Origin of the sequence: Janibacter sp. A1S7, assembly GCF_037198315.1 — a bacterium.
Lineage (GTDB): Bacteria > Actinomycetota > Actinomycetes > Actinomycetales > Dermatophilaceae > Janibacter > Janibacter alittae.
On record NZ_CP144913.1, the window covers coordinates 2357210 to 2371787 of the forward strand.

Genomic DNA, 14578 nt, shown 5'->3' on the forward strand with positions numbered 1-14578 from the left:
CACGCCCCATCGTCCGGTCGCGCAGCGACGAGAGAACTCAGACCCGGGCTCCGGCTCCCTGGTCGACGTCGACGGCTGCGGCGTCCAGGTCCGTCCCGTCCACGCCGTCCTGCACCTCGAGATGGATCACCCCGTAGGACCAGCCACGACGGCGGTAGACGACGCTCGGGCGGTCGTAGTCCACGTCGTGGAAGAGAAAGAAGTCGTGCCCGACGAGCTCCATGCGACGTACGGCCTCGGCCAGGTTCATCGGAGCGGACTCGTGCATCTTCTCGCGGACCTCGATCGGGCTGTCGCCGATCGTGCCGAACTGATCCGGCGCCTCCTGCTCCTGGGCGGGCTGGTCGAGCGCCGGCGGCGCGGTCAGGTCCGCGGTCGCTGCGGCCACCGAGGTACGGCGGCGGCCACGACGGACGTTGCGCTTGTCGTGGGCACGGCGCAGGCGCTCGAGAAGCTTGTCGGCGGCAAGATCCACCGCTGCTTGTCGGTCGTCGTGGCTGGCCTCGGCGCGGATCACGGGCCCCTTGGACCGGCAGGTGATCTCGACGCGCTCACTGACCTTCGCCTGGCGCGGGTTGGGCTCGTGACTCACCATGACCTCGATCCGCTGGACCCGCGGATCGAGCTGGGGAACCTTCGAGAGCTTGCTCTCGACGTAGTCCCTCAGTCGATCGGAGACGTTGACGTTGCGTCCGGTGATGGCAATTTCCACGGAGTCCTCCTGGGACATCGGTGCTGCATGAAGGCCGCCTGGCGAGGGCGTGTCAGCCGGGGCACCACCTCCGTTCCCGTGCCGGCGGGGCCGTTGGTACGGCAGAGGACGCGAGGGGCCGCTGCGACGTACCGGTTGTCCGGTCCACAACGGGGCCCATGACGACACGTTAGTCCGGACCCGGGCGGAACGGTAGAGCGGACGTCGGCGATCGGTGCGGCGTCACCATCGCCACCGCGAGATCGACCCGGGACGCGCCCGCCTCGAGAAGCGCGCGGCGCCCCTCGGTCAGGGTCGCTCCGGAGGTGAGCACGTCATCGACGAGCACGACGTGCCGCCCCCGGATCCGGTGTGGACGGCGGGTGGTCATCGCTCCGTCGAGATTCGCCAGCCGCGCGGCCCGGTCCAACCCGGCCTGGTCCGCGGTGCCCCGACCCAGATCCAGCCCCGCCTCGACGGCGACGTCCGAGCCGAGCAGGCGGGCAGCCCGACGCGCCAGCAGCAGCATGGGCCGGTCCCCGCGTCGTCGGATGGCGGCCGGAGAGGACGGGACGGGTACGACCAGGGCAGGGCCACCGGAGTCACCGGAACCGCCCTGCGGCACGGCCCTGCGGACGGCGTCGGCGAGCAGGCGCCCGAGCACGTCCACAAGATCTCGCCGGTCCTCGTCCTTGAAGGCCCGTGCCAGACTCGCCGCCACGCCCGCGTAGCGGAGGGTGGCGTAGCACCCGGGCCAGCCGGCGGGGACCGGGTACGGCGCGAGCGGACCGAGCACCGGCAGGGCGAGATCGCACAGCTGTGCACGGCACCCGGTGCACACCGTCACCCCCGGCCGGCCGCACCCGGCGCAGCTGTCCGGCAGGACGAGGTCCCCGGCTGCGGCCAGGACGCTGCCGAGACCCATGGTGACCACGTGCCCAGCCTGACGACCGCGACCGCGGCGGGCACCCCCCTTCGCCCGGCCGGGGACATCACCACGGCGCGGGGTCGGGTGTGGACGACGGCGTCAGACCCCGGCGGTGACGACGTCGTCGATGGCCTTCAGCTCCTGCCAACGGCCGCCGGCACGCTGGAAGATGCGGTCCTTCGTGGTCCGGATCACGACGTCCTGGTCGTCGCCGGTCGTGGTGATGGCGACGGCGCCCTTGCGCTGGGTCATGGCCCTGACCGGTCCACCGACCTCCACGAGGTACGGCTGCATGTCCTCCTGCTTGTCGCGGCGGCCGATGACGGCGAGCGTGGACTGACCGACCCACACCGCATCGAGCATCTCGACCAGTTCCGCCCCGATGCGAAAGCCCTGCGGGGAGGTCGAGGTCGGCAGCCCGTTCGCCTGGCGGACGATGCCGGAAACCTGCAGGGTGCTCCCGGTTCCGGGCTCGTCCTCGGAGATCACCGCGATCCGGCTGCCCTCGGGAGAGACCACCGCAGCACGGACGAATCGGGTGCCCAACCACTGGGCGGGCACGTGCTGCGGGGCGGAGTCGGCCCGGTTGTCGGGGTCGACGGTGGAGTTGATCGCCCACAGTCGATAGCCCTCCTCGCGGCCGAGCCCGGAGCCACCGACCCAGAGCACACCGCCGTAGTCGTAGCAGGGCCGGGTCAACGAGGCGGCAAAGCGACTCACGTGGACCTGCGTGCCGTCCTCGAGCACGCGGTGCAGGTTGTCCCGCTTGCCGTCGACGGCCGCCAACTCCTTGCCGTCGGGCCGCAGCGCCAGCAAGCGCCACTCCGGCTGCAGAGGAGGGAAGGGGGACTGCGCCCGGCGCACGTCAGCGGTCGAGACGGAGGTCAACCGGTCCTCGACCGGCACGACCTGGTTCCCATGACGGACCAGGACGGTCGGTGTGTTCGTCTGGGTGCGGTCGACGAAGCCGAGCTGCTCGGGCGAGGTCAGGGGAGCCGTCATACCGAGGTCCAGGGGCGCACCCGAGAGGGAGATCGCCACCTCCGTGACCCCCGGCAGGGACATCAGGGTGGCCACGAGCTGTGCCGCCAGTCGCTTGCGTGCGGTGGCGTCGTCGGCGACCGACTCGCTCTCGAGGTCGACGATCGCCGCGCCGCTGCGCACCGGGACGGCGTCCACCGCGAGCCGCGCCCCGATGTCGCTGGACACGGCCTCACGCAGATAGCTGGGGATGCTGCCCAACTGGGCACGGGTCAACCGCGTGGCCATCTGGTCCTGGGTCACCCACCGCTGGTCCACGACCAGCGCGTTCCACCCGACGGCCGGGTAGTGCACGGGGTACTCGCGGTAGATGTACTCGACCTCGGTCTCCTCGAGCATCCGACCGAATCCGTCCTGGAGCTCGTCGATGCGCCACTCGCCGTCGACGCGCCCGACGTGGAAGTCGAATGCGGCGCCGTCGTAGGGCGGCGAGACGAGATAACGACCATCGGCGTTGATGCGCGCGACGACGCGCGCATCAACCCGGTAGGCCCCGTCGCCGAGAGCCTTGATCTCGAGGTCCCCGGTGTAGATCACCGTCTGGCTGTCCGGGATCCAGCCCTGGGCCGTCGCCTGAGTGAGGTAGGCGCGGGTGACCTCCAGTCCCTCGCCGCTGGTGGTCCCGGCGCGAAGGAAGCCCCGGATGATCTCCTCGGCCGTGGCGCCGGGGGTGGGTCCGTTGGGCGTGCGCGACAGCGGCTGGGGGCGGGGGCCGTCGATCTGCAGCCCCGGACGGATCGTCGAGCTGGTGTTCAGCCCGCACCCGGCGAGGGTGCCCACCACCGCCAGACCGAGCGCGCTGCGCCGGGTGATCTCCGTGCCGGTCACGGGGACCCGACCTCCCCGGGCAGCCGTCCCTCTCGTGGCGTCAGGGGCAGCGGCGACGTCGTCAGCAGGGCACCGGCGGCGCGCGGGACGGTCAGTCGGAAGCGGGAGCCCTCCCCCGGCTCACCCCATGCCTGCAACCACCCGTGGTGCAGTCGGGCGTCCTCGAGCGCGATGGCCAGACCGAGTCCGGACCCTCCGGTGGTGCGGGTGCGGGCCGGGTCGGCACGCCAGAAGCGGTTGAACACGAGCGACGCCTCGCCGGCCTTCAGGCCCACGCCGTGGTCCTGGACCATCACGGCCGCGGCCTCGTCGTCGCTGCCGACCCAGATGTCGACGGGGCGACCTTCACCGTGCTCGATCGCGTTGACGACGAGGTTGCGCAGGACCCGCTCGATCCGTCGCGAGTCGACCTCTGCAACGGCGCTCCCAGCAGGTTCGCGGTGGACGATGACCTCGCTGCCACGGGCATCGGCGATCGACTCCGTCCCCAGCACCACGCGGTCGATGATCGCATGGAGGTCAACCGGGTCCTGCTCCAGGACCGCCGCGCCGGCGTCGTAGCGGGAGATCTCGAGCAGGTCGGCGAGCAGTTCCTCGAACCGGTCGAGCTCGTCGTGGAGAAGCTCGGCCGAGCGCGCGGTCACCGGGTCCATCTCGTCCCGGGAGGAGTGGAGCAGGTCGGCGGCCATCCGAATCGTCGTCAAGGGCGTGCGCAGCTCGTGCGAGACGTCGGAGACGAAGCGCTGCTGCACCCGCGACAGCCCCTCGAGCTGGCGGATCTGGGTCTGCAGGTTGTCGGCCATGTCGTTGAAGGACTGCCCCAGCAGCGCGAGGTCGTCCTGGCCGCGAGCGGACATCCGCTCGTTGAGGTGGCCCGACGAGAGCCGCTCGGCAGCCGAGGCGGCCCGACGCACCGGCGTGACGACCATGCTGGTCACGATGTAGGCGGTGCCGGAGACGAGGCCGATGAGGAAGAGCGCCCCCAGGAAGAAGGAACGCGAGATGGTCTGCAGGGTGGCCTGCTCCTGGTCCATCGGGTAGATGAAGTACAGATCGTGGTTACCGGCCGTCGGCACCTCGATCCGCGACCCGACCACGACGGCCGGGACCGAGTCGGTGTTGGTCGGCACACCCGTGATCGGCTCCGCGGCCCCGTCGACGTCGGAGCGCTGCAGCCCGATGGTCATCGTCTGTTGCCGGGCCGGGTCGGCAGCCACTGCCTGGCGAAGGGCGGCAGGGACCTGGTCCAGACCGACACCCTGCGGGTAGGCCACCGTCGAGATCGTCGAGGACTCGTTCTCCGCGCTCGGGGTCAGGATGACGTAGCGGCTGTCGTCGCCACTCGGCGGCGCGAGGGAGCGGGCCACGTAGTCCGAAGCGGACACATCCAACTCACCCGGCTCGACATCGGTGTTGTTGAAGTAGCTCTGCGCCCGGTCGGTCAGCTGCCTCGAGTCGAGCTGGGAGTGGTCGATCTTCTCCTCGACGAGGCCGTCGGCGATGGAGCGGTACATCGTCAGGCTGATGAGCGAGACGACGACGAGACCGAGGACGAGCGTGCTGGTGACCACCCGGAACTGCAGCGAGCGCCGCCACAGGTCGACGACGGACTGCACGACCCGCGCGGGGGCGTGCTTGCGCGGCGCACCCGAGTTCTCGGGGCTCGACGCGTCCGAGGCCTCGGACGCCTCGGAGGCGGGCGCCGAGGCCATGCTCAGGCCGACCCGGCCTTGTACCCGACGCCCCGGACGGTGACGACGATCTGGGGGTTCTCGGGGTCGTGCTCGATCTTGCTGCGCAGGCGCTGCACGTGCACGTTGACCAGTCGGGTGTCGCCGGCGTGCCGGTATCCCCAGACCTGCTCGAGGAGGACCTCACGGCTGAAGACCTGCCACGGCTTGCGCGCGAGGGCGACCAGCAGATCGAACTCGAGCGGCGTCAGGGCCAGCGACTCATGGCCCCGCGTGACCGAGTGCCCGGCGACGTCGATGGTCAGGTCGCCGATCGTCAACCGCTCCGGCTCCGGCTCGTCCCCGCGACGCAGGCGGGCGCGCAGCCGCGCGATGAGCTCCTGGGGCTTGAACGGCTTGACGATGTAGTCGTCGGCGCCCGACTCGAGACCGACGACCACGTCGACGGTGTCGGTCCTGGCGGTCAGCATGACGATCGGGACTCCCGACTCCTGCCGGATCCGTCGACAGATCTCGATCCCGTCCAGCCCGGGGAGCATGACGTCGAGGAGCACCAGGTCCGGACGGGCCTCGTGGAAGGCGTCGAGCGCCCGCGCTCCGTCGGCGACGTGCGCGACGTCGAGCCCTTCCTTCCGAAGGACGATCCCGAGCATCTCTGCCAGCGCCTGGTCGTCATCGACGACGAGGACACGTCCCTTCACGGTGATCCCTTTCGCACGTGCGGTCGGCTGCCCGCACATCATCACACAGGCACCCGCGTGCACCCGCCAGCCATCGCCGATATCCTCGGGATCAAGGTCCGGCGATCGGCCTGCGGACGAGGGAGCAGTACCCGCACCACGACAAGACTGACTCGTCAGGAGTTGTCATGGCTTGGCTCGTCCTCATCGCGTCGGGGATGCTCGAAGCGGTCTGGGCCACCGCACTGTCCGCGTCGCGGGGTCTGACCCGTCCCGGACCCACCATCCTCTTCGTCCTCTCCCTCACCGCGAGCATGCTCGGTCTGGCCCGGGCCATGACCGACATCCCCACCGGCACCGCCTATGCGGTGTGGGTCGGCATCGGGGCGACACTCACCGTCGGATGGTCCATGGCGAAGGGGGAGGAAGCCGCCTCCGCCGGCCGGTTGGCACTCCTGGTCCTGCTCGTCGGCTGCGTCGCCGGCCTGAAGGTGGTGGCCTGACGTGCCGTGGATCATCCTGCTGGCCAGTGCCGGTTTCGAGGCCGTCTGGGCGACCGCCCTGGGTCGTGCCGACAACTTCACCCACCCGGTGCCGAGCGCCGTCTTCGTCGTCGCCCTCGCGATCAGCATGGTCGGCCTCGGGGTCGCCGTGCGCACGATCCCGATCGGGACGGGCTACGCGATCTGGACCGGCGTCGGCGCCGCGCTCACCGTCATCTGGGCCATGGCCTCCGGCGAGGAGGCCTTCGCCCCGGTGAAGGCCCTGCTCATCGCCGGGATCATCGTCGCCGTCGTCGGGCTCACGCTCGCCCCCAGCCGTTCCGACGACCGGCAGGACGAAGGGGGAGGCGAGCGCCTCCCCCTTCGTCCTGCCGGCTGATCGATCTCAGTAGCGGTAGTGCTCCGGCTTGTACGGGCCCGCCACGTCCACGCCGAGGTACTCGGCCTGGTCCTTGGTCAGCTCGGTCAGCTCGACACCGAGGGCGTCGAGGTGCAGGCGCGCGACCTTCTCGTCGAGGTGCTTCGGCAGCGTGGTGACCGTGGGGTTGCCCTCCTCGTCGACGTACGCCTCGGCCTTCTCGAAGAGCTCGATCTGCGCGATCGTCTGGTTCGCGAAGGAGTTGCTCATGACGAAGCTCGGGTGACCGGTTGCATTGCCGAGGTTCATCAGGCGCCCCTCGGACAGCACGATGATCGAGCTGCCGTTGGTGAAGGTCCACTCGTGGACCTGCGGCTTGATCTCGGTCTTGGTGATGCCCGGTGTCCGGGCAAGGCCGGCGATGTCGATCTCGTTGTCGAAGTGGCCGATGTTGGAGACGATCGCCTTGTTCTTCATCGCGGCCATGTGGTCGGCGGTGATGACGTCGAAGCATCCGGTGGTCGTGACGAAGATGTCGCCGTACTCGGCGGCCTGGTCCATGGTCGTGACCTGGTAGCCGTCCATCGCGGCCTGCAGGGCGCAGATCGGGTCGACCTCGGTGACGACGACCCGGGCCCCCTGACCGGCGAGCGCGGCGGAGACACCCTTGCCGACGTCCCCGTAGCCGGCGACGACCGCGACCTTGCCGCCGACGAGCACGTCGGTGGCGCGGTTGAGGCCGTCGAGAACGGAGTGGCGGGTGCCGTACTTGTTGTCGAACTTGGACTTCGTGACCGCGTCGTTGACGTTGATCGCCGGGAAGAGCAGGTCGTGGGACTCGGCGAGCTGGTAGAGCCGCAGCACCCCGGTGGTGGTCTCCTCGGTGACTCCCTTGATGCCGGAGCCGACACTCTGCCACGTGGTGGGGTCCTCGGCCAGGGTGCGGCGCACGAGGGCCTTGAAGACGCTGAACTCCTCGGAGTCGTCCTCCGTGGTCGGCGGCACCTGGCCGGCCTTCTCCCACTCGGCGCCCTTGTGGACGAGCATCGTGGCGTCCCCGCCGTCGTCGAGGATCATGTTGGGGCCCTCGCCGTCGGCCCAGGTGAGGATCTGGTGGGTGCAGTCCCAGTACTCCTCGAGCGTCTCCCCCTTCCATGCGAAGACGGGGACGCCCTGGGGGTCCTGGGGGGTGCCGTTCGGACCGACGACGACCGCGGCGGCCGCCTCGTCCTGGGTGGAGTAGATGTTGCAGCTGGCCCACCGCACCTGCGCGCCGAGCGCGGTGAGGGTCTCGATGAGGACCGCGGTCTGCACGGTCATGTGCAGGGAGCCGGCGATCTTGGCCCCCTTGAGCGGCTGGGCGGCGGAGAATTCCTCGCGGATACTCATCAGGCCGGGCATCTCGTGCTCGGCGAGGCGAATCTGGTGACGGCCGGCCTCGGCGAGGCCCAGGTCGGCGACCGTGTAGTCGAAGGACACGTGAGAACTCCTGTGACGAATGGGGATCGGACCCGGCGCGACCCTTCTGGGCACTCGCGGGGCATCACCCACGCCGGCGGCTCCAGTGTAGACGTGTGCCCGTCCTCGTCCTCGTCCCGCTCGACGGAGGCGACGCCTCAGTGGGCGGCAGCGTCCGTCGCCTCGTGGCCGAGGGGCAGCACGTGCATGACCGCGACGACGACGGCACCGACGACGGCACCGAGGACCATCGAGCAGACGGTGTTGGTCACCCAGCCGAGGGCGCCGCCGAGCGCGCCGGTCGCCTCGGAGACGGTGACCTCGAGGTGATGGACGACGTCGTAGAGCGGCGGCCAGTTGATCGGGTCCTCGGCCAGCCCGACGAGGATGATGTGCCCGCCGACCCACAGCATCGCGAAGACACCCACGACCGACAGGACGGTGAGCAGCTTGGGCATGCCCTTGACCATGCCGCGACCGACCGTCTGCGTGACGCCCGAGTCGGACCGGCTCAGGTGCAGGCCGATGTCATCCATCTTCACGATGAGCCCGACGGTGCCGTAGACACCCGCGGTGATGACGACGGCGACGACGACCAGCACCGCCAGGAGGAACCAGAAGGAGGACCCGAGCCCCTCGTCGAGCACCGCCTTGAGGGAGATGACCATGATCTCCGCGGAGAGGATGAAGTCGGTCGTCACGGCGCTCCTGACGATCTGGTCCTCGTCGACCCTCGTCCGTTGCCCCGTGTCGCCGGCGACACTGGTCTGCGGGCCGTGGCCGGAGAGCTTCTCCCAGACCTTCTCCGCTCCCTCGAAGCACAGGTAGGTGCCACCGATCATGAGCAACGGCGACAGCGCCCACGGCAGGAAGGCGTTGAGCAGCAGGATGGCCGGGACGATGAAGACGAGCTTGTTGCGCAACGACCCGATGGTGATCCGCTTGATGATCGGCAGCTCGCGCCTGGGGTCGAGGCCCTCGACGTACTGCGGCGTCACGGCCGTGTCGTCCACGACGACTCCGGCGGCCTTGGCGCTCGCCCGCCCGGCGGCGGCGCCCACGTCGTCGACGGAGGCAGCAGCCATACGTGCGAGCACGGAGATGTCGTCGAGGAGTGCGACGAGACCTCCGCTCATCGGTTGCCTCCGGCAGGTCGGGTCGGGGTCGGCGTCAGCACGCGTTCAGGGTACCGACTCCCTGACGGCGGCGGGGGCGACGACGTCGCGGGTCAGTCGGGGTGTGGGTACTCGATGTGGTCCTCGACCGGGTTCAGGTCGAGACCCAGCAGCGCGTTCTCGACGACCTCGGTCAGCGCCGGGTGGATCCAGTACTGGCCGCGCACCATCTGCGACACCGGCTGGTCGAAGGCCATCATCTGGATCAGCGGCTGGACGAGCGTGGACGCCTCCGGGCCGACGAGGTGGCCACCCACGAGTCGTCCGGTGCGACGGTCCGCGACCACCTTGCACACGCTCGTCGTGTCCTCCATCGCCCACCCGTACGCGGTGTCCCCGTACTTCTGGACCTTCGTCACGACGTCCACCCCGGCCGCCACCGCCTGGCTCTCGGTCAGTCCGACGGTGGCGATCTGGGGGTGGGTGAAGACGGCCTCCGGGACGGACCCGTGGTCGAACGCCTGCAGGTCCTGCGGATGAGCGAGGTTGTGTGCGACGACGCGGGCCTCGTGGTTGGCCACGTGCTTGAGTTGGAACGGTGAGGACGCGTCGCCGAGGGACCACACACCGTCGGCGGTGGTGCGACCGTGGGCGTCGACGACCACCCGACCGTCCTCGTGCACATCCACCCCGGCGACATCGAGCCCGAGGTCCGAGGTGCTCGGCGCGCGACCGGTCGCGACGAGGACGACGTCCACCTCGGCATGGCTGCCGTCGGACAGAGTGGCGGTGATCCCCCCTTCGTCACGGTGCAGGTCGGTGACCGTCGTGGAGGTGCGTACGTCCCACTGCTCGCGGGCCCGGGCCGTGAAGACCTCGACGAGCTCGTCGTCGAGGTGGCGCAACAGCGCCCCACCGCGAGCCGCGATCGTCACCCGGGTCCCGAACGCGGAGAAGATGTGGGCCATCTCGGCGGCGATGAAACCCCCACCGACGACCAGCATCCGCGCGGGCTGCTCGGGCAGGCGCATCACCGTGTCCGAGGTGTGCAACGTGATGCCCTCGCGCCGTGCCGCCACGGCGATCTCCTCGGGGATGCTCGCCCGGGACCCGGTGGCGATGACGACCTGTCCGGCCCGGACCTCCTCGGTACCCCCGTCCCGCAGATCGACGCGCAGGGTGCGGGGTCCGGTGAACCGCGCGTGTCCGCGCAGGAGCTCAAGGCTCTCGTCGTCCCTGCGGTAGACCTCACCGGCAGCGGCGATCTGGTCGATGCGTCCGGCGAAGACCCGGTCGCGCACATCGGTGAAACGCACCCGGTCGAGGGTGGCGTCGACGCCGAGTCGGCCGCCCTCGCGCACCATGGTCGCGACCTCGGCGACGTGGACGTACATCTTCGTGGGGATGCAGCCGACGTTGAGGCACGTGCCACCGAAGACGTCACCGCCCTCGATGATGGCGAATCGGCGGTCGGCCAGCTCGTCCGTGACGAGGCTGTTGCCGGATCCGCTGCCGATCACGGCGATGTCGACGTCAATCACTCTTCAGGCCTTCCGTGGGAGATGGAGATCATCGATGCCCGGTGCGCTCGCCGGGTCGAAGCCGTGACCGACCGCGAGGTAGGTGCTCGCGAAATCGGTCAGGGCGATGTGCTCGGCCAGCCGCTCGAGGTCGTGCCCGGAACCGGCCACCTGCTCCAGGACGCGCACCCCGGAGCCCTCGGCCCGGTCGGCGACGGACTGGGCGGTGTTGTGCCGCTCGACCTCCCGCGGGTCGGGATCGCCGGTGGGCACCGGGTCGCGCAGCAGCACCAGCCCCAGGGCCGGCCGAGCGGGGCCGTCCAGGTAGGGATCGGCGAAGATGTCGCGGCCTCCGTCGGGTGCTGTCCCCGACCCGGCGAGGGGACCGGAGAGGCAGGCCACGACCTGGGACGCCGCATCCGGCAGCCGTCCCCACGTGGCCGGGACCCGACTGGTGCGCGCGAGCATGGCGCTCGTGCGGCTCGCGGCGACACCGGTGACGACCCCGTCCCCCAGGATGACCGGGGAGATCTCGCTCAGGTCGGTCGCGAGCGACTTGGCGGGGTTGACGAAGTGCTCGGCATCGGGGCGACAGGCCTCCGCCTGCGCATCCAACCGGTCGGCGACCGCGAGGAGCACGCTCGAGGACACGTCGATGACCCCACACGCCGAGGTGGCGAGCACTGCCGGCACCACGAGGCTCCACAGCGCCGTGCGGGAGTGCCCGGTGCCCGGGTCGATCGGCACGTGCACCCCCCGCGCAGCCGCTGCGGCACTCGCGAGCGGGCTGTCCGGCGCCCCGATGGTCAGCACGTGCGCGCCCCGGCGCCCGGCCTCGTGGGCCTGGCGGACGGGTCCCTCCGCACGGCCGGACAGGGAGACCGCGATCACCAGGTCGAGGGTCCCGACCCAACCGGGAAGGGGGCCGGACCCGTCCGCCGTCAGGAGCACCGGCGAGCGGTGGGAGACGAGCAGGTCGAGGACGGAGGCGACGGTCTCCGACCCGCCGACTGCCGCCACGTGCACCGCCCTGGGACGGGCCCCGTCCGCGACCCGTGCCAGGTCGCTCTCCTCGCTCAGGGTGACCGCGCGACGCACCTGGGCGCCGGCGCCGGCGAGGGCCCGGATCATGTCCGAGGAGTCGACGGCACGCCGGTGCTCCTCGTCGTCGAGCAGGGTCTCGTCGAAGGGCGACATCATCGACCTCAGACCGGCTTGCGGGCCTCGTCGACGAGTAGCACGGGGATGCCCCGGTCCACCCGGTAGGCCAGGGCGCATGCAGCGTCGGTGCACACCAGTTCAGGACCGCGGTCGCCGCTCTCGTCGCGCAACTCGGCGCGGCACGCGGGGCAACGCAGGATCTCGCGCAGCCAGGGCTCGATCGTGGACGTGGTCATCGTGTCTCCCGGATCATCATCAGCACATCGTCTCGCACCCGGGTCATCGTGTGGGTGTCGGCCGCCTCGACGTTCAGCCGCAGCAGGGGCTCGGTGTTGCTCGCGCGCAGGTTGAACCACCACATCGGCTGCTCCGGCCGGAGGACGGTCATGCCGTCGAGATGGTCGAGGACGACGTCATCGCGGTCGGCGTAGGCATGCCGCACGCGCTCGGTGACCGCGTCGGCGTCCTCGACCGTGGAGTTGACCTCCCCGGAGGAGACGTAGCGCTCGTAGGGCGCCATGACCTCGCTCAGCGGGGCGTCGGACTCCCCCAGCGCCGCGAGGACGTGCATCGCGGCGAGCATCCCCGTGTCGGCGAACCAGAAGTCCCGGAAGTAGTAGTGCGCGGAGTGCTCACCGCCGAAGACGGCGTCGTGCTCGCTCATGACCGCCTTGACGTAGGAGTGCCCCACCCGGGTGGGGACGGGTTGCGCGCCGCACTCGGCGATGATCTCGGGCACGGCGGCGGAGGTGATCGCGTTGTGGACGATCGCGACCTCCCCCGCCTCGCGGCCGTCGGCGACCTCCCGGGCCACCTCGCGGCGGGCGATCATCGCAGTGATCGCGCTCGGACTGATCGGGTCCCCCGCCTCGTCGACGACGAAGCACCGGTCTGCGTCACCGTCGAAGGCGATGCCGATGTCGGCCCCGTGGCTGCGCACCCGGTCCTGCAGGTCGACGAGGTTCGCGGGATCGAGCGGATTGGCCTCGTGGTTGGGGAAGGTCCCGTCGAGCTCGAAGTACATCGGGTCGATCGTCAGTGGCAGGTCCGCCAGGCCGGCCTCGGTCCCGAGGACGGCCGGGACGGTCAGGCCACCCATGCCGTTGGCGGCGTCGACGGTCACCCGCAGCGGTCGTGCCCCGCCCAGGTCGACGAGCCCGCGCAGGAAGGTGGCGTAGTCGGCCAGGACCCCACGGCGGGACACCCGACCGGGGGTGACGCCGTCGAAGGTGGTCACACCCGCATCGAGGTGCCTCTGGGCGAGGTCGCGGATGCTCACCAGGCCGGTGTCCTGCCCGACGGGCCGGGCTCCGGAGCGGCAGAACTTGATGCCGTTGTACCGCGCCGGGTTGTGACTGGCGGTGAACATGGCGCCCGGCAGGTCGAGGGCACCGCTGGCGTAGTAGAGCCCATCCGTGCTGGCCAGACCGATGAGGACCACGTCGACCCCTCGCGCGGTGACGCCGGCGGCAAACGCGTCGACGAGCTCCGGGGAGCTCGGCCGCATGTCGTGGCCGACGACGACCGCCGGCGCCTCGTCGGCGAGCGCGACGACCTCGGCGAAGGCGGCTGCGAGGGCGTGGACGACGTCGGCATCCAACTGGTCGGGGACGAGACCACGGACGTCATAGGCCTTGACGAGGTCGGCGAGGGCGGTCACGACGTCACCCTAGTTCGCCACCTGTCGGTGGCGGCGGCCGGGCGCAGGCGATGTCCCGGGATGACCGGGGGGACCCTTCGACGAGGGATCAGTCGAGGTCGCGCAGGACACGCAGATGGCCGCGGCGGCCGGTCTCGGTCACGCTGTCGGGCTCCGGGCGGGCGCCCGTGGGGACGTGCGCGGTGCGCTCGGAGTCGGTGCTCGGCGCGGGGCGGGTGCGCACCGCTTCCGCGATGGCGACGAGGTCGTCATGGGACGCGGGTGGCGGCTGGTCGGTGGCCAGTCGCACGACATCCCAGCCGCGGGGAGCCGTCAGGCGCGAGGCGTGCTGGTCGCACAGGTCGTAGGCGTGCGGCTCCGCGTAGGTGGCCAGCGGGCCCAGGACGACGGTCGAGTCGGAATAGACGTAGGTGAGCGTCCCGGCAGCCGGTCGCGGGCACGCCGCTCGGGAGCACTGTCGGGAAAGAGTCACCCGTGCACGATAGGCCACGCCTGCGTCAGCCTGCGGACCGGCGCGCCGCGGGGGACCTACGATCGTCGTGATGAGCCGCCATCGGGATCGACGAGGGCACGGGATGCGTGGGCCGTTGGCCCACCCGGGTGTCCCGGCGATGACCTCGCGCGCCCAGGCCTTCGACGACCTCGTCCTCGATGTCGCCCGCCGTTACGAGCCCGTGCTGGGACGGCGCTGGTCGCAGGTGGAGTTCGCGGTCGAGGAGGTCCCGCCCTCCGACCCCGCGTCATGGGAGGAGGGCGTCCCCCTCGCTCGGTTGTGGCCGGCCAGGGGGAGGCTGCCTGCCCGGATCGTCGTCTACCGTCGCCCGATCCTCACGGCGGCCAGGGGGCGCAACCACGCGGTCATCGTGCACGACGTGCTCGTGGAGCAGATCGCGCTGCTGCTGGGCGTCGCCCCGTGGGAGATCGACCCGGACCGTCGCTGAGTG

The 14578-nt window shown here is 70.7% G+C and carries 15 protein-coding genes and 1 riboswitch; of the genes, 3 read left to right on the forward strand and 12 right to left on the reverse strand.

The genetic code is table 11. The annotated features are described in order from the left end of the window. Nucleotides 1-37 precede the first annotated feature (37 nt). The 5 genes from hpf to mtrA form a co-directional block, all read right to left on the reverse strand. Nucleotides 38-712 carry a ribosome hibernation-promoting factor, HPF/YfiA family gene (gene hpf, locus V1351_RS11370; protein WP_338748270.1) on the reverse strand — a complete coding sequence of 225 codons (675 nt, stop codon included), beginning with the start codon at nt 710-712 and terminating at the stop codon, nt 38-40. Between the two features lie 169 nt (nt 713-881). Continuing rightward, nucleotides 882-1616, reverse strand: coding sequence for a ComF family protein (locus tag V1351_RS11375; RefSeq protein WP_338748271.1), 735 nt, complete (start codon nt 1614-1616; stop codon nt 882-884). 102 nt (nt 1617-1718) lie between these two features. Further along, on the reverse strand, nt 1719-3488 hold the full coding sequence (locus tag V1351_RS11380; protein ID WP_338748273.1) for a GerMN domain-containing protein: 1770 nt from the start codon (nt 3486-3488) through the stop codon (nt 1719-1721). Then, on the reverse strand, nt 3485-5200 hold the full coding sequence (gene mtrB / locus V1351_RS11385; protein ID WP_338748274.1) for an MtrAB system histidine kinase MtrB: 1716 nt from the start codon (nt 5198-5200) through the stop codon (nt 3485-3487). The genes V1351_RS11380 and mtrB overlap by 4 nt, the downstream gene beginning before the upstream one ends. A 2-nt stretch (nt 5201-5202) precedes the next feature. Continuing rightward, entirely contained in the window at nt 5203-5880 is a 678-nt protein-coding gene (gene mtrA, locus V1351_RS11390; protein WP_338748275.1) for an MtrAB system response regulator MtrA, read from the reverse strand. Nucleotides 5881-5971: 91 nt separating this feature from the next. Beyond that, nucleotides 5972-6037, forward strand: a riboswitch (guanidine-III (ykkC-III) riboswitch). Nucleotides 6038-6047: 10 nt separating this feature from the next. On the opposite strand from mtrA, the gene V1351_RS11395 reads away from it, so the two are divergent. Both V1351_RS11395 and V1351_RS11400 read left to right on the forward strand, forming a co-directional pair. Beyond that, a complete protein-coding gene (locus V1351_RS11395) occupies nt 6048-6362 on the forward strand; it encodes a DMT family transporter (RefSeq protein ID WP_338748276.1) in 315 nt (104 codons plus the stop codon). A 1-nt stretch (nt 6363) separates the two neighbouring features. Continuing rightward, entirely contained in the window at nt 6364-6741 is a 378-nt protein-coding gene (locus V1351_RS11400; RefSeq protein ID WP_338748277.1) for a DMT family transporter, read from the forward strand. A gap of 6 nt (nt 6742-6747) precedes the next feature. Here the strand turns inward: V1351_RS11400 and ahcY are convergent, their stop codons facing one another. From ahcY to V1351_RS11435, 7 genes are all read right to left on the reverse strand, one after another. After that, complete coding sequence (ahcY, locus tag V1351_RS11405) at nt 6748-8199, reverse strand: adenosylhomocysteinase (protein WP_338748278.1); 1452 nt, start codon at nt 8197-8199, stop codon at nt 6748-6750. Between the two features lie 137 nt (nt 8200-8336). Further along, nucleotides 8337-9314, reverse strand: a complete 978-nt coding sequence (locus V1351_RS11410) for a DUF808 domain-containing protein (protein ID WP_338748279.1) — start codon at nt 9312-9314, stop codon at nt 8337-8339. A 92-nt stretch (nt 9315-9406) separates the two neighbouring features. Then, nucleotides 9407-10834, reverse strand: coding sequence for a mycothione reductase (locus tag V1351_RS11415; protein WP_338748280.1), 1428 nt, complete (start codon nt 10832-10834; stop codon nt 9407-9409). A gap of 3 nt (nt 10835-10837) precedes the next feature. Beyond that, the gene (locus V1351_RS11420) at nt 10838-12013 is read right to left on the reverse strand and encodes an SIS domain-containing protein (RefSeq protein ID WP_338748281.1); all 1176 of its coding nucleotides are present in this window, start codon (nt 12011-12013) and stop codon (nt 10838-10840) included. Nucleotides 12014-12018: 5 nt separating this feature from the next. Then, nucleotides 12019-12210, reverse strand: a complete 192-nt coding sequence (locus tag V1351_RS11425; RefSeq protein WP_338748282.1) for a Trm112 family protein — start codon at nt 12208-12210, stop codon at nt 12019-12021. Further along, nucleotides 12207-13634 (reverse strand): phosphomannomutase/phosphoglucomutase, encoded by a 1428-nt coding sequence (locus tag V1351_RS11430; protein WP_338748283.1) that lies wholly within the window; start codon nt 13632-13634, stop codon nt 12207-12209. Before V1351_RS11430 ends, V1351_RS11425 begins: the two co-directional genes overlap by 4 nt. A gap of 88 nt (nt 13635-13722) precedes the next feature. Further along, a complete protein-coding gene (locus V1351_RS11435) occupies nt 13723-14106 on the reverse strand; it encodes a DUF3499 domain-containing protein (RefSeq protein WP_338748284.1) in 384 nt (127 codons plus the stop codon). Between the two features lie 70 nt (nt 14107-14176). On the opposite strand from V1351_RS11435, the gene V1351_RS11440 reads away from it, so the two are divergent. After that, the gene (locus V1351_RS11440; RefSeq protein WP_338748285.1) at nt 14177-14575 is read left to right on the forward strand and encodes a metallopeptidase family protein; all 399 of its coding nucleotides are present in this window, start codon (nt 14177-14179) and stop codon (nt 14573-14575) included. The last annotated feature ends 3 nt before the right edge of the window (nt 14576-14578 follow it).